The sequence below is a fragment of the Tessaracoccus sp. OS52 genome (genome assembly GCF_020687685.1).
Taxonomy (GTDB): domain Bacteria; phylum Actinomycetota; class Actinomycetes; order Propionibacteriales; family Propionibacteriaceae; genus Arachnia.
The window spans coordinates 742811-764261 of record NZ_JAJEWM010000001.1; the positions used below are offsets into that span (position 1 = coordinate 742811).

The 21451-nt window shown below is 67.2% G+C and carries 20 protein-coding genes; 16 read left to right on the forward strand and 4 right to left on the reverse strand.

The genetic code is table 11. The features are described 5' to 3' along the window. The first annotated feature begins 550 nt into the window (after nt 1-550). The 13 genes from LKO27_RS03425 (at nt 551) to LKO27_RS03485 (ending at nt 11923) form a co-directional block, all read left to right on the forward strand. Nucleotides 551-778: an excisionase family DNA-binding protein gene (locus tag LKO27_RS03425; protein WP_227735486.1), complete on the forward strand. Its 228-nt coding sequence runs from the start codon at nt 551-553 to the stop codon at nt 776-778. 324 nt (nt 779-1102) lie between these two features. Then, entirely contained in the window at nt 1103-1810 is a 708-nt protein-coding gene (locus LKO27_RS03430; protein WP_227735487.1) for an SAF domain-containing protein, read from the forward strand. A gap of 60 nt (nt 1811-1870) precedes the next feature. Next, nucleotides 1871-2572, forward strand: a complete 702-nt coding sequence (locus LKO27_RS03435) for a hypothetical protein (RefSeq protein WP_227735488.1) — start codon at nt 1871-1873, stop codon at nt 2570-2572. Further along, nucleotides 2565-4070 (forward strand): CpaF family protein, encoded by a 1506-nt coding sequence (locus LKO27_RS03440; protein ID WP_227735489.1) that lies wholly within the window; start codon nt 2565-2567, stop codon nt 4068-4070. The genes LKO27_RS03435 and LKO27_RS03440 overlap by 8 nt, the downstream gene beginning before the upstream one ends. After that, entirely contained in the window at nt 4067-4903 is an 837-nt protein-coding gene (locus LKO27_RS03445) for a type II secretion system F family protein (RefSeq protein WP_227735490.1), read from the forward strand. Before LKO27_RS03440 ends, LKO27_RS03445 begins: the two co-directional genes overlap by 4 nt. Beyond that, nucleotides 4903-5802, forward strand: a complete 900-nt coding sequence (locus LKO27_RS03450) for a type II secretion system F family protein (RefSeq protein ID WP_227735491.1) — start codon at nt 4903-4905, stop codon at nt 5800-5802. The genes LKO27_RS03445 and LKO27_RS03450 overlap by 1 nt, the downstream gene beginning before the upstream one ends. A gap of 21 nt (nt 5803-5823) precedes the next feature. Beyond that, a complete protein-coding gene (locus LKO27_RS03455) occupies nt 5824-6006 on the forward strand; it encodes a hypothetical protein (protein WP_227737277.1) in 183 nt (60 codons plus the stop codon). 10 nt (nt 6007-6016) lie between these two features. Beyond that, on the forward strand, nt 6017-6364 hold the full coding sequence (locus LKO27_RS03460) for a TadE/TadG family type IV pilus assembly protein (protein ID WP_227735492.1): 348 nt from the start codon (nt 6017-6019) through the stop codon (nt 6362-6364). Between the two features lie 17 nt (nt 6365-6381). After that, on the forward strand, nt 6382-7011 hold the full coding sequence (locus LKO27_RS03465) for a hypothetical protein (protein ID WP_227735493.1): 630 nt from the start codon (nt 6382-6384) through the stop codon (nt 7009-7011). A 314-nt stretch (nt 7012-7325) separates the two neighbouring features. Beyond that, complete coding sequence (locus LKO27_RS03470; protein WP_227735494.1) at nt 7326-7919, forward strand: hypothetical protein; 594 nt, start codon at nt 7326-7328, stop codon at nt 7917-7919. Between the two features lie 47 nt (nt 7920-7966). Further along, nucleotides 7967-8362, forward strand: coding sequence for a TadE/TadG family type IV pilus assembly protein (locus LKO27_RS03475; RefSeq protein WP_227735495.1), 396 nt, complete (start codon nt 7967-7969; stop codon nt 8360-8362). A 52-nt stretch (nt 8363-8414) separates the two neighbouring features. Continuing rightward, nucleotides 8415-8825 carry a hypothetical protein gene (locus LKO27_RS03480; RefSeq protein ID WP_227735496.1) on the forward strand — a complete coding sequence of 137 codons (411 nt, stop codon included), beginning with the start codon at nt 8415-8417 and terminating at the stop codon, nt 8823-8825. Between the two features lie 2 nt (nt 8826-8827). Then, nucleotides 8828-11923: a LysM peptidoglycan-binding domain-containing protein gene (locus LKO27_RS03485; RefSeq protein ID WP_227735497.1), complete on the forward strand. Its 3096-nt coding sequence runs from the start codon at nt 8828-8830 to the stop codon at nt 11921-11923. Nucleotides 11924-12040: 117 nt separating this feature from the next. Here the strand turns inward: LKO27_RS03485 and cydC are convergent, their stop codons facing one another. From cydC to LKO27_RS03505, 4 genes are all read right to left on the reverse strand, one after another. Then, nucleotides 12041-13711, reverse strand: coding sequence for a thiol reductant ABC exporter subunit CydC (gene cydC / locus LKO27_RS03490; protein WP_227735498.1), 1671 nt, complete (start codon nt 13709-13711; stop codon nt 12041-12043). Next, a complete protein-coding gene (cydD, locus tag LKO27_RS03495) occupies nt 13711-15294 on the reverse strand; it encodes a thiol reductant ABC exporter subunit CydD (RefSeq protein ID WP_227737197.1) in 1584 nt (527 codons plus the stop codon). Before cydD ends, cydC begins: the two co-directional genes overlap by 1 nt. A gap of 63 nt (nt 15295-15357) precedes the next feature. Continuing rightward, nucleotides 15358-16428 (reverse strand): cytochrome d ubiquinol oxidase subunit II, encoded by a 1071-nt coding sequence (cydB, locus tag LKO27_RS03500; protein ID WP_227735499.1) that lies wholly within the window; start codon nt 16426-16428, stop codon nt 15358-15360. A gap of 18 nt (nt 16429-16446) precedes the next feature. Then, complete coding sequence (locus LKO27_RS03505; RefSeq protein WP_227735500.1) at nt 16447-17940, reverse strand: cytochrome ubiquinol oxidase subunit I; 1494 nt, start codon at nt 17938-17940, stop codon at nt 16447-16449. A 184-nt stretch (nt 17941-18124) separates the two neighbouring features. Between LKO27_RS03505 and LKO27_RS03510 the strand changes: the two genes are divergently transcribed. Genes LKO27_RS03510 through LKO27_RS03520 form a run of 3 tightly spaced genes read left to right on the forward strand, consistent with a single transcriptional unit; the run spans nt 18125 to nt 21446 of the window. Beyond that, nucleotides 18125-18541 (forward strand): helix-turn-helix transcriptional regulator, encoded by a 417-nt coding sequence (locus tag LKO27_RS03510; RefSeq protein ID WP_227735501.1) that lies wholly within the window; start codon nt 18125-18127, stop codon nt 18539-18541. Next, on the forward strand, nt 18538-20532 hold the full coding sequence (locus LKO27_RS03515) for a cation-translocating P-type ATPase (RefSeq protein ID WP_304650885.1): 1995 nt from the start codon (nt 18538-18540) through the stop codon (nt 20530-20532). Before LKO27_RS03510 ends, LKO27_RS03515 begins: the two co-directional genes overlap by 4 nt. Beyond that, complete coding sequence (locus LKO27_RS03520; RefSeq protein WP_227735502.1) at nt 20529-21446, forward strand: cation diffusion facilitator family transporter; 918 nt, start codon at nt 20529-20531, stop codon at nt 21444-21446. Before LKO27_RS03515 ends, LKO27_RS03520 begins: the two co-directional genes overlap by 4 nt. Nucleotides 21447-21451: the final 5 nt, after the last annotated feature.

Here is a 21451-nt window from a genome sequence, read left to right on the forward strand (position 1 = left end):
ACGATCATCAGCTCTTCCCCATCACCAACTACTCCGTCCCCGGCAGAGGCGGAGGTGTCTGCTTCACCGGAGGTGCCGCTGGCTCCGGCATCGACTGCCGTGGAGCCGGTTGAGGAGGAAGATCCTGTCCGGAGTGTTTACTTCGGGGACTGTAAGGCCGCGAGGGCCGCGGGCGCGGCACCGAGTTCCGTGGAGATCCCGGGTACCGGAGTGGGTTGGATCGCGATGGGGATGGCGTCGCCTGCGAGTGACGACGCCTCAGATGCGAGGAGACTGCGGGACCGGATCTGACGACCGGAGCCTTCCCCGGGGAGGAGTGGCACGCTTTGGCCCACCTTGTCCGCTGTCCCCTTGGGAGCCGGGTTCACTGTTTTGGTGCGCCACATTGATCGCGGGGTGGGCCATTTGTTGGCATGGTGAGCTTCGGCCAAGTCCTCGTTCGGGTGTTCGGCGAGATACCGCGCCGGCTGGTGCCTTACGCGAATGGTGGGTGTTCCAGGCCTTCGCAGTCCGGGCACTTGCTTGCACCTGTTGTGGGAGGGTTGGGGCGATGAGGGCGCCGGGGTCGTCGGCGGGTCGCTCGCGCCGGTGGGCGACGTTGAAGGAGGCGGCTCAGTATGTGTGCTGCCATCCGAAGACGATCACTCGTCGTTTCAGTGACGGCACGCTCAGTCGCTACCGGATGGGACGTCGGGTGCTGGTGGATCTGGACGAGTTGGATGCCGTGATGGAGTCGAGTGCGGTCAGGCTCACGATGAACCGCCGCCCAAGGTGGTGACGAAGGAAGCGGACCGGGATCATCCGGCGCCGGACAAACTTCCGACGGAAGCGGGTGGCAGGCCCGGGGTGACCCTGTGGGGTTCTATCATTCTGCAACGACTGTCAGTGGTTGACTGGCAGCCGCGGTAGGGGTCTCCAACAACTGCACCGCCGTCGGCTGGGAAGTCCGGACACCGGGGAGCACAGAAGCTCACCGTGGCCGAGTTGCTGTCGGTGATCCCCACCCTTCTTGTTTGGGATTTGCACCCAGGTTGTGGGTGTACCGGCGCAAAAGCTGTTTTGCGCCACAGGGACTCTCCGGCGGGCCATAGGGGATATGGGCATGACGAACGCGACGGCCACCCACCCACCGCAGGAACGCGCCCTCCTCACGCCGGTCGCGGCGCGGCCGCAGCGGCGGCCGTTGCTGATCGTGGCGTCGGTGTTGCTGGTGCTTCTGGGCGCGGCCGGTGGGGCGTTGGCTTGGTTCTCGATCGGCACAGCGGTGGAGGCCGTGGTGGCACGCGCCGCGATTGAACGCGGGCAGGTGCTTGCGGCCGATGACTTTGTGGTTGTCCAGGTCAACCCCGACCCGCAGCTGCAGCTGCTCCCACCGGAGCGGATCCCGGACCTGCTGGGCAAGCGGGCTGCCCACGACGTCGCGGCTGGTGGACTGGTTCCAGGTTCGGTCGCCGTAGATGAGTTGCTGCCACCTGCGGGGGAGACAGTCATCGGTTTGTCCCTGGGGCCCGGGTTCCACCCTGGGTTGGAGTTGTTGGTTGGCGACGAGGTGCGGATCGTGCTGGTGGAGCCGAGCTATGCCTGCGCCGCGGCACCTGTGAGTGATGGCGCGGCTGAGACCGCCGCCCCGGCCAGCGATTGCATCGGAGATGCTCTCACGGTGCCGGGTCGGGTGGTGTCGGTGTCGCAGGATCCGGCGAGTTCGCAGTTGTTCCTTGGCGTTCAGGTGAAGCAGGAGGCGGCGGGGTTGGCTGCTTCCGCGGCGGCGTTGGGGAAGGCTGCGGTGGTGCTGGAGAGCAGGGAGCGCTGAACTGTGGCCATCCTGGTGCTGGCGTCTGCCTCCGGGTCACCGGGGGTGACGACTACTGCGGTGGGGTTGGCACTGCAGTGGGGACGGCAAGTGCTGCTGGTGGAGGCCGACCCGGTCGGGGGATCTGCGATCCTGGCCGGGCACTACCGGGGTGGGGTGGCCAACCCGGGCACGTTGGTGGACTTGTGGGTGGCGCAGCGCCAGGGCCGGCTGCCGGAACTGTTGACCGAGTCGGTGCTCAGGATGGGGGAGTTGGTCGACTTCATCCCCGGCCCTGCCGGCGCAGCGCAGGCAGCCTCCATAAGCGGTTTGTGGCCAGCGCTGGCATACGAACTCAGAGGCCTGCAGACACTCGGGGTGGATGTGATCATCGACTACGGCCGCATCGGCCATGCTTGTTCTGCGGTCCCGTTGTTGAAGGTGGCCGACCAGGTGCTGGTGGTGATGCGCGCCGACTTGGTGAGCGTCGCTGCGGTGGCGGCGATGACCGAGTTGCCAACGCAGGTACCGGCGGCGGCCGCGGTGATCGGCGCCGGACGGCCCAGCTGCTACAGCGCCGCTGCGATCGGGAATGCGCTGAAGCTGCCGGTGGAGGTGGAGCTGCCTTGGGAACCACGGGAGGCGACGGTCCTGAGCCACGGAACCCTGGAGGGCAAGGGAATGTTGGGGCGGCCTCGGCAGCTGCTGCGGCAGCAGTTTCGAACTGTGGCGCAGGGCCTGCAGTGGCGCGCGGAGCAGCGGCGGGAGGAACTCAATGTCTGACCAGACGATGGATGCTGCCGACTTGGCCGCGCTACCCCTGTTCCGCACCGAACTGCCCGGCCGGCGCAGAGGCACATTCTCTATGAACCCAGAGCCCGCCCCGCCCGTGGCCGCGCAGCCACCGCCCGCACCCACGGGTCGGCAGGAGTTGCGTCCTCGGGTGTCTCGGACCGTCACCGGACCGGTGGACTGGGGGCTGGTGGACTCGTTGCGGGAGCAGGTCTCCGACGAACTCGCCCAGCGTGATCTCACCGGTGATGTGGATCGGGAAGCGGTCGGGCGGGAGGTCATCTCGGAGGTGCTCTCCAGGGAGTCCCGGGCGGCCACCAGCAACGGTCAGGAAACGTGGACGCTGCAGCAGCAGACCCGGCTGGCCGCAGCCTTGTTCGATTCGGTGTTCGGGCTCGGCCGATTGCAGCCCTACCTGGATGACGATGGGTTGGAGAACATCATCATCTCCGGCCACGACAACGTCCTGCTCGAGCGCGCCGACGGCAGCCTCGTCCCCGGTGACCCGGTCGCGGACTCCGACGAGGACCTGATCCGCTACCTCCAGTTTGTCGCCTCCCACCAGCCCCGGCCGCGGCAGTTCAGCGAGACCGACTCCAAACTCCACCTCGCCCTGCCTGGCCGGGCCAGGCTGTTCGCCGCCGCCTGGGTGACATCCCGCCCGACTGTCATCATCCGCCGCAACCGGCTCGCCCACGCAGGCCTTTCCGACCTGGTCGCCCTTGGGTCGATGTCGCCGGTCGCGGCGAGTTTCCTTTCGGCGGCGGTGAAGGGGCGGATGTCTTTGGTGGTCTCGGGTGACCAGGGCACGGGCAAGACCACGATGTTGCGGGCGCTGGCGCACGAGCTGCCGGCGCATGTCCAGATCGGGACGATCGAAACCGAGTTCGAGCTGTTCCTGAAGGACACCGGCCGCCACCAGGTGGTGCACGAGTGGCAGGCCAACCCCGGGTCCGGGGAGATCGGACCGACCGGCCGCAAGGCGGGGGAGTACACGGTCCGTGACGCCTTGGAGGACTCACTGCGGGCGAACCTAGCCTACACCATCGTCGGGGAGGTCCGCGGCGACGAGGTGGTGACGATGTTCAAGTGCATGCAATCGGGCAGCGGGTCGATGTCGACCACCCACGCCCGCTCCGCTGAGGGGGCGATCCGCAAACTCGTCACCTGCGCCACCCAAGCCGGAGCGAACATAACCCGCGAGTACGCACTCAACGTCATCGCCGAGGACATCGACATCATCATCCAACTCCAAGTCGACACCATCCCCATGCCTGAGGGGACGTGGCGCAAACACCGCTGGGTATCAGAGATCATCGCCGTCGAACCGGGCGAACAGGCAAAGGGCTACGCCGCCACCACTGTCTTCAGCACCCCGCCCGGGCAACGCCATGCGGTGGCGCACCAGCTGCCCGCCCGGCTGCAGGACCTCACCCGCTGGGGATTCGACCTCGACGCGTTCAACGCGGAACGGGGCGCAGTCGCATGACCCTCGTGGCAACCATCTCGGGCGCCCTCGTCGCCGCGGGCGTCGTCGCTGCGATGTGGGCGTTCCAACCCGCGCCCGAACCCCGGCCTAGGATCCGGCGGCCGCGGTTCAGTGCCGATTCCCGGACCATGATCGTGCTGGGGGTCGGCGGGGGAGTGGTGATCGCGCTGGTCACGGGGTGGCTGGTCGCGGTCGTGATCCTGCCGGCTGTTCTCGTGTTGGTGCGGCGGGTGGTCACGCGTCGGGCACGGCCGCGTACCGCACGGCTGGATGCGCTGGCGGAGTTCGCCCGCGGTATCGCCGGGGTGCTTGAGGCAGGTCGCGGTATCGAGCAGGCCATCCTGCAGGCCGCGCTGTCCGCGCCGCAGGCGATCGAGCCAGAGGTCGCGAAACTCGCGGCCAGGATTCGGGCGAATTGGGAGATCGAGCGGGCGCTGTGCGCGTTCGCCGACGACTTCGACGACGCCACGGCGGACCTGTTCGTGGCGACCCTGCTGCTCGCCTCCGAGCGCCGCGGCCCGGGTCTGGCCGCGGTGATGCAGGACATCGCCGCATCGGTCGACCAGGAGGTCAGGGCCCGCCGGGAGGTCGAGACCGAGCAGCAGAAACCCCGCACCGCCGCCGGCATGATCACCCTCATCACCACCACCCTGCTCCTTGGCCTGGTGGTGACCGGCGACTACATCGCCCCCTACAGCACACCATTCGGGCAGCTACTGCTCACCACGTATCTGGCGGCCTATCTCGCGGTCCTGGGATGGATGGCCCACATGACCAAGGAACAACCCATCCCACGCTTCCTCGGCACCACCACCCAACCGCGGGGGCAGTGATGATCACCGGACTCCAACTCGCCATCGCCTCCGGCGCCCTGTTCGCCGCCGGCATCACGCTCGCACTGATGCGCCTGGTCCCGGCACCGACCCACCTCGGCGACGCCCTGAACCGCCTAAGCCCCATCACCGTCGACACCGCCACCCCAAACACCGACGACGGCGGACCCGACATCGAAACCCGCATCGGAGCCTGGGCCTTGAAGCACCTCCCCGCCATCACCTGGGGCGCACCCGCAGAGGCCGACTTGGCGATCCTCCAACGCAGCCGCGCCTCCCTCCACGGAGCCAGGATCATCACCGGCGCCATCGGGCTCGTCATCGGCCCGCTCATCACAGTCCTGGCCGCCCTTGCCAGCTTCCAACTACCGTTCGCGGTTCCGGTTCTGGGATCCCTCGCCCTTGCCGCCGTGATGTGGACGCTTCCAGGCTCGGAAGTCAAGGACAAGGCCCGGGAGGCACGAGCAGAGTTCTCCCACGCGCTCGGCGCCTTCGTGGAGATGGTCGCCCTGGAGCGCCTGTCGGGATCCGGGGTCCCGCAAGCCCTGCAGCGGGCAGCCGACGTCGGCGACTCCTGGGCATTCAAACGGATCTCTACCACCCTCAAACGGACCCAGTACACCGGCCGCAACCCCTGGGACGCCCTGGCCGACCTCGGCAAGGAACTGAACCTCACCGATCTGGTCGACCTCGCAGACATCATGCGTCTGGCGGGTGCCGGCACCCAGGTTTACAACTCGCTCCGCGCCCGCGGCGCCAGCATGCGCAACGCCCTCCTCAACAGCCACATCGCCCGAGCGAACCAAGCTGGCGAACGCATCGCCATCCCCGTCGGCCTCCTCGTCCTCGTGTTGGCCGTCACCCTCATCACCCCCGCATTCCTGCGGATGATGCTCTAGCAGCGAAAGGCAGACACCGCCATGTCCATCCTCAACCTCATCATCGGCACCCTCACCACCGCCCTTACCCCCGCCGGGAGGGGAGATGAGCGCGGGCTGTCCCAGTCCACCGAGAACGCCATCCTGCTCGCCGGCGCAGTCCTCATCGCCAGCCTCATCGTCGCAGCCATCACCGGATATGTTCAGGCCAATCTCCCCGGCTGACGAAAGGGGCATGAGCAGCAGCGTCCAACTGACGCTCCTGTTCCCCTTGGTCTTCGCAGCGTTCCTGGCCACGCTGCAATGGGCCATGATCACGTGGGCCGACGCCACCGCACTCGCAGCCGCCCAAGACGGCGCCCGGCTCGCCGCAGCACGCCACTCCACCGCCGCAGCAGGCCAAGCAGCCGCCGCAGCAGCCGCCAACAACGGATCACTCACCGCCGTCACCACCACCATCAACCGAGGCCCCACACAGACAGCAGCCACCGTCACCGGCACAGCGCTCAGCATCATCCCCGGCTACACACCCACCATCACCAAGTCCGCCCAAGCACCCACCGAACGCCTCACCCAATCCTGAAACCACCCAGGAGCGCCATGAAACCCACCACCACAACACTCATCACCCTCGCACTGGCGCTCGGTGGACTCACAGCCTGCACCAACGACAACCCCGCACCAACACCGACAGCCACGGAGGCCACCACGGCGATCCCGTCGTCGGCGTCCCCGAGCCCCCCTGAGCCAACCCCGTCCGAGTCGCAAACGCCCACGCCCACCACGTCAGCCCCGTCGCCCTCCCTCGACGAGGCACAGACCGCCGCCAGGGACGTCGTCCAGGAGTTCTATCAACTCCAGAATGAGTTCCTTATGGACAGCACGCTAAAGGACCTGACAGCGATCTCGAGCATTACGACGGGTGACGCGCAACTGCTGACCATCGCATCGGTTGAGAAGTACCGCGAACTCAACGCGGAGATGACGGCACCGGTTGAATCGACGATCTTGACGATCGGACACGCAGTTCAGGACGAAGGAGGCGAGACCGTTCAGGTCGAAGTCTGCACCGATGCCACCGGAACCGACATCGTGAGCAAAGACACCGGAGAATCCGTCCTCTCGGAGGACCGCACGCCTGTGAACCTGCTGCACCTGAATGTCATCAACGAGAACCAGTCATGGCTTATCAGCACCATCGCGTCTACGCCCATCGAGGCATGCCCGTGAACATTCGGCTGAGGCTCCTTCTCATGGCGTGCATGGCGCTATGTCTGTCGGGCACGGTGCTTTCAACCCCGGCGTACGCATGCGAGGGTGGCGTTCTCGTTCGGTACACCGACCTAGCTGGGGAAGTCATTCAAACACTCCGATGCCCGGAAAACCCAAGCGGAGGAGACCGCCCTTCTGCGGGTGACCGGAGTGAATCTCGTACCTGTAACTCCCAGACAGGCGCCGTCATCCCATGCAGCTCGCAGCTCGGCTCGTGGAACGGTGAACGCGGCTGCTACAGCAGGGTCTCTCCCAACCAGAACGCCATCCCGGTGGATCCGGCACTGGCCGAGGAGTGGGTCTTGATGCAGTGCACGCGCCAGAGTGGTTTGGAAACGTACTACTTGGCGGAGCGCGACGAACCGCCACCGCCAGACCCCGGGGTGCTGGCCCAGGCAGCGATCTCCCGTATGAACCTCTCAGCTATTAGGATCGGTTCGTTCCCGCACACGGTGGATCGGTCTCCAATGTCGTTGGGTGTGGTCGGCCGGAATGTGTGGATGTGGGTGGATGGGCCGTCTGCCTCGACGTTCGGTCCGATTACCCGGTCTGTGACTGAGCGAGGCTTCACCGTCACTGCAACCGCCAGCGTCGTTGAGGTGGTGTGGGATATGGGTAACGGTGACAGCGTGAACTGCGGCGGCGGCACCCCGTACCCAGCGAGCACAGAAGACGACCCGGCTTCGCCGGACTGCGGTTACCTCTACTCCAGTGACGGGCACTACACCCTCTCGGCCACCGCATACTGGGAGATCAACTGGGTCGGCATCGGCCAGTCCGGAACGATCCCTATGCAGCTCACCGCCTCGGAGCAGCTCTCCATCGCCGAAATCCAAGTGGTCAACATCCCAGTGAGGCAACGATGACTGGGACCAGGGCGGCGGTGCGACGGGATCGTTGTGAGCGGGGCAGCATGGTGGGGGTTGAGGCAGCGATCCTGTTGCCCGTGCTGTTCCTTATTGTTGGGTTGGTGATCGTGCTTGGACGCGACGCGTTGGCTGAACAGGCTGTGGGTTCCGCAGCGGCCAGCGCCGCCCGCGCCGCCTCCATCGAACGCAGCACCGCAGAGGCCACGGCGGCTGCGACGTCAACGGTCACGACGGCGCTACGTGAGTCGAGCATCAGCTGTTCCAGCCGGACGGTTTCGGTGGACGCAGCGGCCGTCAACTCTGCGCCGGGGACACCGGCGGCGGTGTCGGTGACTGTCCAGTGCCTCGTCCAGCACGATGTCACGCTGCCGGGGTTCCCGAACACCAGCTCGGTGACGGCCACCCGCTCTTCCCCTGTCGACACCTACCGGAGCAACTGATGGCATGTCGGCACTGCAAGGTCGGGACTTGCCGAAGGCGGGAGGGGGAGCCATGACACGTTCCGAGGGTGATCGTGGCGCGATCAGCGTGTGGGTGAGCGTGGCGATGGTTGGGTTCGTCGTGTGCGTCGGGTTGGGGGTCGACTTCGCCGGCCATGCCGCCGCGGAGCAACACGTCCGTGCCGTCGCGGCGGAGGCGGCGCGTGCCGGGGGGCAGTTTCTCGAAACCCGCCCCGGCACAAGGCCCCGACCGGATGTGTATGCAGCCACCCGCGCCGCGACTGCATATGTTGCCGCCTCCGACTTCACCGGATCGGCCACCGTTGACGCGGGTGTCATCCGGGTCAGCGTCAGCGGCAGCTACCGCACCCAGTTCCTGGGCATCATCGGGGTCGACTCGCTGCCGCTGCGCGGCGACGGCGCCGCCGCGGTGACGCCCGTGATCGACGGGGAGGAGAGCTGACCATGGCATCCAGACTCAAGGGGTTGGCCGCCTGCCTCGCGATCCTGGGAATCCTGGCGGGAGTCCCGGTAGTGCTGCTTCAGCTCGCGCTGAAGCCCGGCTTCTTCCCGACCTGGGACAGACTTCAGGTGGCGCTGATCTCTCCCGATGACGGCCGGCTGATGCTGGTGTTCTTGTGGACCGTCAGCTGGATCGCGTGGCTGGCGCTGAGCTGGCTGATCTGCGTCGAGATCATCGCCGCCGTCCGCGGCCTAGAAGCCCCACGTCTCCGGGCGCTTTCCGTGCCCCAAGGTCTCGTCCGCCAAATGGTGGTCACCGCGGCGATGCTATTCGTGGCCGCACCCATTGCCGTGAGCGGAGCCGCCCCCGCAGCTGCCGCAGATCCTGGGGGTGAGCCAACGGCGGTGACAGTCGCGCCCGCCCACAAGGCCGACACGGTCGAAGTCACCGTCAATCCTGGCGACACCCTGTGGGAGTACGCAGCGGAACACCTCGGCCACGGAGGCAGGTGGCCCGAGATCTTCGAAGCCAACCGCGGCCGCCCACAACTCGACGGAAACACCCTCACCGACCCTGACCTGCTCAACGAAGGCTGGAAACTGGCCATCCCACCGTCGGCAAAGTCCACTGCCGTGGGCGGCGCCGGGGATGCAGGGGAGTGGAGGGTGATTGTGGGCCCGGGGGACACGCTCTGGGACCTGGCCGAGCGGCACCTGCACGACGGTGCCCGCTGGCCTGAGATCTTCGACGCGAACGAGGGCATCCAGCAAGTAGACGGGCACGTCCTCACCGATCCCGACATCATCCACCCTGGCTGGGTCCTCACCATCCCCGCGGCCGTCGCGCCGCAACCCGACGGTGTCGTACAGCCTGTCCCAGCACCTCCGGGGCACCCGGCCGACGCCGGCAGCGAGGAGACCATCCGGCCGGAAACGCCTGAACCGGAATCGCCAGCAACGCCGCCACCAACGCCGGCAGCCACACCGTCCACACCGACCAATGTGCCGACCGCCAGGCCCACCGCGGCGACCATGCCACCAGGTGACGAGCTCCAGGAAGTGGCTGAGTCACCCACGGCTCCGGGTTGGCACGTCGCTGGCCTGCTCGGTGCCGGGGCGTTCCTCGGAGCAGGGGTACTGGCGGTGCTGTCCCGCCAACGACGCGACCAGTTCCGGCAGCGCCAGCCCGGCCTCACGATTGCCGTGCCCGACCCGGTGACCGCACCCATCGAAATGACCGCCACCGTAGCAGCCGGATTGACAGCCGACCGGCTCGCGCACCTCGACTCAACCCTGCGCCGCCTCGCAGCCACCCACCCCGCCCCACCGGCCGTGACAGCAGTTTGCGTCGCCCGCGACGGCACGATCACCCTCCACACCAGCAGTGAACTGCAGGAACCGTGGCTGCCAGTCCCTGAAGGATGGCAACTCCCCACAGAAGCAGCCCCCGCCGACGTCGGCCCGCTCAACCCCGACAAGCCCGCCCCGTACCCGCTGCTGGTGACCATCGGCGCCGACGATTCCGACGGAGCCTGGCTACTGAACCTCGAAACCGTCGGCCTGATCACCATCGGCGGGGACCCGCTGATGCGAGACGACTTACTCCGATACATCGCAGCAGAACTGGCAGTCAACCCCTGGGCCGGCGACGTTCAAGTCGCCTGCCTTGGCATCGCCACCGAAACCGTCCCCATGGCACCCGAGCGGTTCACCACCACACCCGACCGCGTGACGCGACTGGCCGCAGACAACGTGAATCGCGCCACACGCACCGGCACCGACGCCGCTTCCGGCCGCCTGCACCAGCTCGAAGACGAAGCGTGGCCAGCGATTCTCGTGATCAGCAGCGAAACCGTCCCCGCCGACGAGTTCCGACGGCTCATCGATGACCACGCCGGATGCAGCGGAGCGGCGCTCCTTCAATGTGTCGAGCAAGGCGCAGACCTCGTTGTCACGTCGTCCGGGCGAGTCACCGGACTTGGGTTCGACCTGGTGGCCGTCGGGCTCACAGTCGATGAAGCAGCCGGCTGCGCCGCGCTCCTCGCCGTCGCGGCAGAGGAGATCTCCCCTGGAGAGCCCGTCCCGCCCGCCGACGACCTCACCGACAAGACAGGCAACCTGTTACCCGAAGTCACCGTCCCCAGGGGAGCAAGCGCCAGCGGCAGCAGCAACTCAGTCCTGCCAGCTCCCGATGAGGATTTCATCGCCGCCGCCCCGGTCACCGCCACTGACCTGCAGCTTCTGGCGCCCCGCACCAGCCCGAAGGTCACCGAGAAGATCATGGAGCGTGACCCGGACCTCGACCGGGACGTCGAGGACTGGTTCTCCGACCGCTGCTCCCGTCCCCGCCTCACATGGCTGGGGCCGGTCAAGGCCCGCTGCCACGGTAGGCCGCCTACCAAGTCGAAGGCCTACTACACCGAAGTGTTGTCCTACCTCGCCGCCCACCCCAATGGCGTCACCAACGACGAACTCGTCGACGCCTTCAGCATCACCCCAGAACGCGCCCGCACGGTCATATCGAACCTGCGGCAATGGGTCGGCATCAACCCCGCCACTGGGAAGCCGCTCATCCCTGACGCCAAGGCATCCCCTCAAGCAATCACCAGAGGAGTTGGGCTCTATCTCGTCGATGACCTCCTGATTGATGCCGACCTGTTCCGCCGCTTGCGGACCCGAGCCCACGCCCGCGGTCCCGCAGGCATTCCGGACCTCGAAACCGCACTCCGACTTGTAACCGGAAGACCATTCGAACAACTCCGACCCACCGGCTGGGCATGGCTCGCCCAGGGCGACCGCATCGACCACCACATGGTCGCCGCTGTCGGGGACGTCGCCCACACCCTCGTCACCCACCACCTCCACGCCGGGAACCCCACGGCAGCCCGACAGGCAGCCCAAACAGCGCTGAGCGTGTGTCCCGAGTCGGAGACCGCCGCCCTGGACCTAGCCGGCATCATGGTCCAGGAGGGCAACAGTCACGCTGCGCACGAACTTCTCGCCGATGCACTCGGTGAGAGAACCAGCGGAGACCCGGTCGATCCCAGCGCCAGGGCCGTCGAAATCCTCCTTGGCGCGGACTACCTCAAGACCGCCTGACGTGGCCAGCCCCGACCCGCCCACGTGCACGGCACCACATGGCAAGGCCCCGGTGGCATTTCACCTGACCCACGGTGTCAGTCACTTTCCGGATTCCCGTCCGGGCCGGCTTGGTCGCTAGGTGACCTGCCGCCGTGAGACCGGATTGCCCTGCCAGGGGCGGACGGGCGATGGTGCGCTCCGGGCGACAGGCGCTGGGCTTCGAAGGCGGACTTGACGATTGCAGCGGGCGATCAGTTCTTGGTCGTGGGTCAGTACGAGCACGGCGTCATGGCGCGTGGTGGCGAGGATGTCGTCGACGAGGGCGATGGCGGTGGCGCGGTCCAGATGTTCGGTGGGCTCGTCGAGAACGAGTAGGTCGCGCTCGGCTGCGATGACACGGGCGAAGGCGAGGCGGCGCCGTTCACCGCCGGACAGGTTGTGGCCGCCCTCGCCTACGACGTGGTCCGGGGAGAGGTCCAGACCGGCGCGGGCCAGGGCCGTCAGCACCTCATCGTTGCTGGCTTCCTTGTTGCCGATCCGCACGTTCTCGGCGATGGAGGTGGCGAAGATGTGGGCATCCTGGGCCAGGTAACCGACCCGGCCACCGCGGTGGATGGTGCCAGCGAGCGGCGGGATCAGTCCCATCACGGTGGCTGCGACAGTGGTCTTGCCTACCCCTGACGGCCCGACCAGCGCCACCCGCTCCCCGGGGAGAACCTGCAGGTTCAGCCGGGTCTGCACGGTGCTGCCGCCGGGCCAGCCGACGGTGACGTCGTCGAGCAGCAGCCCGGGTTCCGATCGGTTGGCGAGTGTGACGTCGCCGGCACCGACGGGATCGGCGTCCAGAGTATCGGCGACGCGTTGCAGGGCTGCCCAGGCTCGGGTGTAGGTCTGTGCGGACTGGGTGAAGGTGCCCAGCACTTCGTGGAGCGCCAGTGGGGTCAGGGCCAGCACCCCCAGCAGTCTGGGATCCATCGTGCCGGCCACCACGGCGGAGCCGCCGAGCACCAGGGCTGCCACCACGGCGATCCCGGCGGCCACCACCTGTGCTCCGGTCGCGATGCCCCGTACCCAGGCGCCGTGGGACTCCTGCCGACGTAGCTCGTCGTCGATGTCCAGCAGTTGGGTCAGTGCCGCGTCGGTTGCGCCGTAGGCAACCAGATCGGGGGCGGTGCGGGAGAACTCGCGCACATTGTCGGCGAGCCTGCCACGGGTGGGGACGGCTGCCAGGTCGACGCGTTGGGAGGCGCGCTGCGCGATCCAGGGAACTATGAGGCCGCCGAGGATGGCAGTGAGCAGCAGCACGGCTGCCGAGCCGAGGTCGAAGAAGGCCAGCATCACGGTGGTGCCGAGTAGCACCAGTGCAGCAGCCAGCACGGGGATCACCACCCGCACCACAAGGTCCTGGATTGCCGCGACGTCGGCGACGATGCGGGTCAGCAGGTCGCCGCGGCGGCGTCCGATCAACGTGGTGGACGCGAGCTTGTCGTAAATCCGTAGCCTGAGGGTGGACTGCATCCGCAGGGCGATGTCGTGGCCCACGACCCGCTCGAGGTAGCGCAAGACACCCCGGGAGATGCCGAACGCCCGCACCAGCACAGCGGGGGCCTGAAGGAACAGCACAGGGGGTGTGAGCGCGGCGAAGCTGATGAGGAACGCTGAGGTGCCCAAGAGCGCCACCGACGAAGCCGACGCCAGCGCGGCCAGTAGCGTGGCCAGCAGGAACCGCATCCGGCCACCGGGGACTGCGTCGATCAGGTCGCGCAGTAGGCGCCACAGCCGGGACGTGGACAGCGGACGTGCCATCACGACGCGCCTGCCTCGGCGCCGACCGGTTCGAGTTCCACGACGCGGTCCACACGCGCCAGCACTTGCGGGCGGTGGGTCACGATGAGGGCGCCCACACCGGTGGCGCGCACGGCGTCGATGATGGCGGACTCGGTGTGGGAGTCCAGCCCGGCAGTCGGTTCGTCGAGCACCAGCAGCCGCGTCCCGCCGGCTTCGATGCGCAGCAGCGCCCGCGCCACGGCCACCCGCCGCCGTTCGCCGCCCGAGAGTCCCTCCCCATCGTCTCCGACGGGCTTGTCCGGTGCGAAGTCGGCTCCGGCGCGGCGTAGCGCCTCGGCGACCGCGTCCGGGCCGGCAGCAGGGTCCCCGAGCAGGACGTTGGCGGCGACGCTGCCGTGCACGAGGCCCGGCTCCTGCGCCACCCAGGCCACGCTGCGGCGCCACTGAGCAGGATCGCTGGAGGCAAGGTCCTGTCCGCCGAGCAGCACCCGCCCGCGGTCCGGGACCAGGAACCCCATGAGCAGTCCCAGGACCGTCGACTTGCCTGCGCCCGAGCGGCCGGTCAGCGCCACGACCTCGCCGGGGGCAAGCCGCAGGCTGAACCCGTCCAGTATCGGGGCGGGAGCACCGTCGTGGGTGAAGTCGACGTCCTCCAGCGTGATCACCTCATCCCGCAGGTCCGCGACTCGGTCCGAGCCGGCGGCCGTGGTGGCCTCCTCGATGATGGTGAACGCCCGGTCAGCGGCGGCGACACCGTCGGCTGAGTCGTGGAAGTGGACCCCCACTTGCCGCACCGGGAGGAAGGCCTCTGGTGCCAGGATGAGTACGAAAAGCGCGGCTTCGAACCCGACGTCACCGTAGACGAGCCGGAACCCGACGGTGACGGCCACCACCGCCACCGACAGCGAGGCCAGCAGTTCCAGCGCCAGGGCGGACAGGAACGACACGTATAGCACCCGCATGGTGGCGTCGCGGTAATTCGACTCGTTCAGGTCAACGCCGACGCGTTGCGCACGGGCGCGTGCGAATGCCTGCAGCGTGGGCAGCCCCTGGATCAGGTCGGCGAAGTGGTTGCCCAGCCGTTCGGCGACGGCGAAGCTCCGTCTGGTCGCGGCCTCGGTGGTCCACCCGATCAGGACCATGAAGATGGGGATGAGCGGCAGGGTGAAGGCGACGATGATTGCCGAGGGCCAGTCCGTGAGGAGGATCGCACCTCCGATGAGGAACGGCACCGTTGCTGCCAGCCCGAGCTGCGGCAGGTACTTGGAGAAGTAGCCGTCCAGGGCGTCAAGTCCGGTGGTGGCTACGTGCACGAGGGTGGCCGACGACACCCGTGTCGAAAGTGGACGGGACGCCCGGGCGGCCACTACTTCGCGGCGCAGTTGCGACTTCACAGCGGCGGCGGAGCGGTGCGCCAGCACCGAGTTCACCCAAACCAGGGCCCCGCGGGCCACGAAAATGGCCCCGAGCCCGGTCAGCATCTGGGGCCAGTCGTTGGGGAAAGCCCCAGCAGTGAACACCGTGACGATGCTCCGCGAGAGCAACAAGGCCTGCCCGATCAACAGACCGGCGGTGAGGATGCCGACGACGATAGAAGCCACCAGGTAGTTCCTGGTGGCGCGGGCACGTCGCAGCAGGCGCGGATGGATGGGGCCGGCCACGGGTCAGGCGGCAGCTTCGAGGTGGACCTCGTCGGGGATGTTCTTGGTGCTGATCCGTTTCCTGAACACCCAGTAGGTCCAGGCTTGGTAGGCCAGCACGAGCGGCAGGAAGATCACCGTTGCCCACGTCATGATCACCAGCGTGGTCTCCGACGATGCCGCAGTGAGGATGTTGAGCCGTTCGCCCGCAGGGACGGTGGTGTCCTGGGCGAATCCCAGGTTGCCGTACATCCGCAGGAAGATGCCGCTGAAGATCGCGATGATGCCGAGCCCGCCCAGCAGGAACGCCCAGCCCTCCCGGCGGACGCGGGTGAGGGTCACCGAGGCGGCGGTGGCGACAATCGCGACGACCGCCGTGATCCACCCGAGCGACCCGAAGTGGCCGAACTCGCTGTGCGCGGGCCAGAAGGTGTTTTGGAGCACCACGAACGCGGTCACCACAGCGGCTGTGACCCAGCCGACGCGGCCGGCGACCAGGCGGGCCTTGTCGCGTACCGAGCCGCGGGTCTTGAGCGTGAGGAACGTCGCGCCGTGGTTCAGGCACACGAGCACGAGCATGAGTCCGCCGAGGAGGCCGAACGGGTTGAAGACGGTCAGGAGGGTGCCGTCCCACAGCAGCCCGTCGTTGGGCAGACCGACCACGAAGTTCGCGAACCCGATCCCGAACACCAACGCTGGCAGGAAGGAACCGACGATCGCGAAGGTGTCCATCATCGTCTTCCAACGAGGGTCGGAGACCTTTTGCCGGTACTCGAACGCGACGCCCCGGAGGATCAATCCGACCAGCACCAGCAGCAGCGGCAAGTAGAGGGCCGAGAAGGTGGTGGCGTACCACCCCGGGAACGCCGCGAACATGGCACCGCCGGCGGTGATGAGCCAAACCTCGTTGCCATCCCACACCGGGCCGATGGTGTTGATCATCAGGCGTCGTTCCTTCTCGGAGCGACCGATGACGGGCATGAGCATGGCGACGCCGAAGTCGAATCCTTCGAGGAAGAAGAACCCGATCCACAGGACTGCGATCAGGGCGAACCAGACGGAAGTGAGTGCGGGGACTGTTTCAAGGAACATCATGGAAGTTCTGGACCCTTGTCAGTAGGCGAACGTGGCGGGGGCGTCGAGATCATCATCGGGGCGGGGGGCGGGCGCCGTGACGTCGGGCAACCCGAGCCGGCTGAACTTGAGGAACAACCACACCTCGATGACGGCCAGAGCCCCGTAGAGCAGCGTGTAGACGATCATCGACGTCCACACTTCGGCGACGCTGACGGTTGGTGAGATACCGGCTGCGGTGGGCAGGACTCCAGCCACCACCCACGGTTGGCGGCCCATCTCCGTGAAGATCCAGCCGAAGGAGTTGCCGAGCATCGGCAAGAGCGGCATCGCCAACATCAGGCCGGTCCACCACTTGCTCGGCGTCGGCAACCGGTCCCTGCGTACGACAAACAACAGGAACGCACCCACGACGGCGCCCAGCATGCCCAAGGTGATCATCAGCCGGAACGTCCAGTAGGACAGGAAGATGTTCGGTGTCGGGTCGATTTGGGGGTAGTTGGCGGCCAACTCCTCTGCGAACTCGGATTGGAGGGTGGTTCGGCTCCCGTCGAAGCGTTTGAAGCCCTCCTCGGCGAAGTCTGCGCGCAGGTCGTTGATGCCCTTGACGGTCTCGTGGCCGGACATGAATGACAGCAGGCCGGGGATCTTGAGGGCCCACACTTCCTCCGTGCCATCGAGGTTGCCGATGGTCAGCACGGAGAACCCGGCATTGGTTTCGGTGTCGTAGAGCCCCTCTGCCGCCGCCATCTTCATCGGCTGGACCTGGATCATCACCTTGGACTGGAAGTCGCCGGTCAGCGCGGTCAGGGCGGAGGCGCCGATGAGGATCCAGGCGCCGAGCTTGACACCGAAACGGAAGACCGAGATCTCGTCGGCCGACGCCTCGGTGCCGAGCCCGCTGAGCCTGGCGAGGTGCCAGCCGCTGACGCCTGCCACCACAGCCCCGCCGACCATGTAGGCGGCGAAGTTGACGTGCGGGAACGTCACCAGGAACACCGGATTCGTCAGCACCTGAAGGAAGCCGTCGATGCCGTCGATCTCGGCGCGGCCGTTTCGGAACCTGGCCCCGACCGGGTTCTGCATCCAAGAGTTCGCGGCCAGGATGAACACCGCCGAAAGCACCGTCCCGAACGCCACCATGTAGATCGAGGCGAGGTGGACCAGCCTGGGCAACTTGTCCCAGCCGAAGATCCACAGCCCCAAGAAGGTCGACTCCAGGAAGAACGCGAGCAGCGCCTCCAACGCCAGCGGGGCGCCGAAGACGTCCCCGACGAATCGCGAGTACTCCGACCAGTTCATGCCGAACTGGAACTCCTGCACAATGCCGGTCACAACCCCCAGAGCGAAGTTGATGAGGAACAACTTGCCGAAGAACTTTGTCAACTGCAGGTACTTGTCGTGGCCCGTGCGCACCCAGACAGTCTGGATGACGGCCACGATCATCGCCAGCGCGATGGTGATCGGGACGAACAAGTAGTGATACACGGTGGTGATGCCGAACTGCCACCGTGCAAGCGTGACCGGGTCCATAGCAGTGAACCTACCAATCCGCCGCTGATCAGCATAAACGCCTCAGAGGGCGTCGAAGCGGGCACAGGGAACATCGGCCATGCCTGTACAGCCACCGGGGCTCGGCCGAAACCGCATGGACCTCCAGGCGCCGGTCAGCGCCGTCGATTCCAGCCCGCCGCCGCCCACGTGCTAGCATCGCCATATGACGATGTTAACGGCGGGTGGGGATGTGTCTTTGTTGGAGGGTTTGCCGGTTGCGGCGGCCTTGTTCCATGGTTTGTCTGATCCTTCGAGGTTGGCGATTCTGCAGCATCTGACGTTGGGTGAGCATCGGGTCCGAGACCTGACCGAGCATCTCGGGCTTGCGCAGTCGACTGTGAGCGGTCACTTGGCGTGCCTGCGGGAGTGTGGGCTGGTGGTGTCGCGGCCGGAGGGTCGGGCGTCTGTGTTCTCGCTGACCAGTGCCCCGGAGGTGTTGGGGGTGTTGGCGGCGGCGGAGCGTCTGTTGGAGGCGACGGGTCAGGGGGTGGCGCTGTGCCCGAACTACGGCGTGGGAACCGGCACGAACCCGAGTGTCGAGCAGCTGAGGCCCCACGATTCCCAAGGGGTGGAGCGATGACCGGCCGTGGCGATGGGGAACCCGCCGGGAACGAGGGCGCCTGCGGATGCGAGGCACCAGACCCTGTCAAGCCTGGTGGCAGCGGCGCTGACGAGGGCGTGGAGCGTTGGTGGCAGATCAGGGACATCCAGTTCGGGCTGGTCTCGGGTGCGTTCCTCTTGGCCGGTTTCGTCTCGGGAAAGCTGGGCTGGGAGACCGCTGAGCTGGTGTTGAGCGCTGTTGCGTTGGTGGTGGGGGCGTCGACGTTCGTCCCGGGCGCCCTGAAGAAGCTGATTCGGGGCAAGGTCGGTGTCGGCCTGCTCATGACGATCGGCGCGGTCGGTGCCACGCTGCTGGGTCGGGTCGAAGAGGCGGCCATGTTGGCGTTCCTGTTCTCCCTGGCCGAGGGCCTGGAGGACTACTCGATCACCAAGACCCGCCACGGGCTGCGGGCCCTGCTGGATCTGGTCCCGCGTGAAGCGACGATCCGGCGCGGGGGTCGGGATGTGGAGGTGGCGGCCGGTGACCTGGCGGTGGGTGACCTGCTGATCGTGAGGCCGGGTGAGCGGCTGGCGACGGACGGCCGGGTTCAGGCGGGCCGGACAGCGTTGGACACCTCGGCGATCACCGGTGAGTCCATGCCCGTCGAGGTCGGACCCGGCGCCGAGGTGTTCGCGGGTTCGATCAACGGCTCCGGTGCCCTCGAGGTGGACGTGACCGCAGGCGCGCAGGACAACTCGTTGGCGCGGATCGTGCACATCGTGGAGGCTGAGCAGTCCCGCAAGGGCGACACGCAGAGGCTCGCGGACCGGATCGCCAAGCCGCTGGTGCCCGGCATCCTGATCGCCGCCGCGCTCACCGCAATCATCGGCTCTCTCCTGGGTGATCCGTCGGTGTGGTTGGCTCGGGCGTTGGTGATGGTGGTAGCGGCCTCACCATGCGCGTTGGCGATTTCGGTGCCGGTGACAGTGGTGGCTTCGATCGGTGCGGCGAGCCGCCGCGGAATCCTGATCAAGGGCGGGGCAGCCATGGAGACCCTGGGCCGGATCAGGATCGTCGCACTGGACAAAACCGGCACCCTCACCCGCAACAAGCCCGCTGTCATCGACGTCGTCACCACACCAGGCCACACCCGCAGTGGTGTCCTTGGGCTTGCTGCCTCACTGGAGGTCCGCAGCGAACACCCGTTGGCCCGTGCGATCCTCGCTGCGGCCGAGGATGTGTGGCCTGCAGACGATGTCGCAGCAGAGGTCGGTGCCGGGCTGCTCGGACACGTGGACGGGCGCAGGGTGCGGCTCGGGCGCCCTGGCTGGATCGAGCCGGGCGCTCTGGCCGACAATGTGGCCCGGATGCAGCAGGCTGGAGCGACGGCTGTGTTGTTGGAGGTCGACAGGGAAGTGGTCGGAGCGATCGCGGTGCGTGATGAACTGCGACCCGAAGCGCCCGGGGTGGTGGCGCTGTTGCAGGTGGCGGGATACCAGGTCGTGATGCTCACCGGGGACAACGAACTCACCGCCCGCGGACTCGCCCGTGAGGCGGGGATCGGTCAGGTTTATGCCGAGTTGCGTCCCGAGGACAAGTCAGCCAGCATCGACCGCCTACGGCGGTCGGGTCGCGCAACGGCCATGGTCGGTGACGGCGTCAACGACGCCCCCGCCCTGGCCACGGCTGATCTCGGCGTAGCTATGGGGGCGATGGGCACCGACGTGGCCATCGAGACCGCAGATGTCGCGCTCATGGGCGACGACCTGCGGCTGCTGCCTCAGGCATTCGACCACGCCCGCCGAGTCCGCCGGATCATGCTGCAGAACGTGACCCTGTCCCTCGCCTTGATCGCGATCCTGATCCCGCTGGCGCTGTTCGGGGTCCTCGGACTGGCCGCAGTAGTCCTCATCCACGAGCTGGCCGAGGTGGTCGTGATCGGCAACGGCATGCGCGCCGGCCGAGCAACCGGCCTGCGTTCCCGGTCGGCAGCTACCGTGGAAACCACACGAGAAGAGGTTGCAGCATGAGCGGCAACCACAACCACAACCAGAACACCAGTCCAGACGACCACAGGAAGCCGCTGGCCGTGGTCCTGACGGTCACCGCCACGGTCCTGCTGGTGGAGGTGGTCGGGGCCGCCCTCACCGGGAGCCTGGCGCTTCTAGCCGATGCGGGACACATGCTCACCGACGTGGCTGGCCTGGCGATGGCGCTCGTGGCTGCCGTGCTCGGCCGGCGCCCCGCTACACCGTTCAGAACCTGGGGGTTCCTTCGGGTGGAGATCCTCAGCGCCGCCGCACAGGCGCTGCTGCTGTTCGGAGTCGGGATGTTTATCCTCTTCGAGGGCATGCAGCGCCTCCTCGACCCGCCCGAGGTCACGACCACGGGGATGGTCGTGTTCGGGCTGATCGGCCTGGCCGGCAACATCATCGGGATGCTGATCCTGGCAAAGTCCCGGCAGGCCAACCTGAACATGCGCGCAGCGTTCCTCGAGGTCGTCAACGACGCCCTCGGCTCAGTCGCGGTCCTGGTCGCCGCCTTGGTGATCGCCACCACAGGATTCCAACGCGCAGACGCGATCGCCTCCCTCGTCATCGTCGCCCTCATCGTCCCCAGGACCATCCGCATCGCACGAGACGCACTACACGTGCTCCTGGAATCAACACCACCGGGCCTGGACCTGGAAGCAGTCCGGACCAGCATCCAAGGCCTGCCCCACGTGCACGACGTCCACGACCTGCACGCCACGCAGGTCGCCACCGGCGTCCCCGTCCTCACAGCCCACGTGGTCGTCGTCGACTCCTGCTTCCACGACGGCCACCTCCAACAAATGCTCGACGACGTCCAAGCCAAGATCCGCGACGACTTCGCGGTAGAGCACTCCACCATCCAGTTCGAAGCAGCCTCCCACGCCGAACACGAATACACCACACACGAGTGAACCCG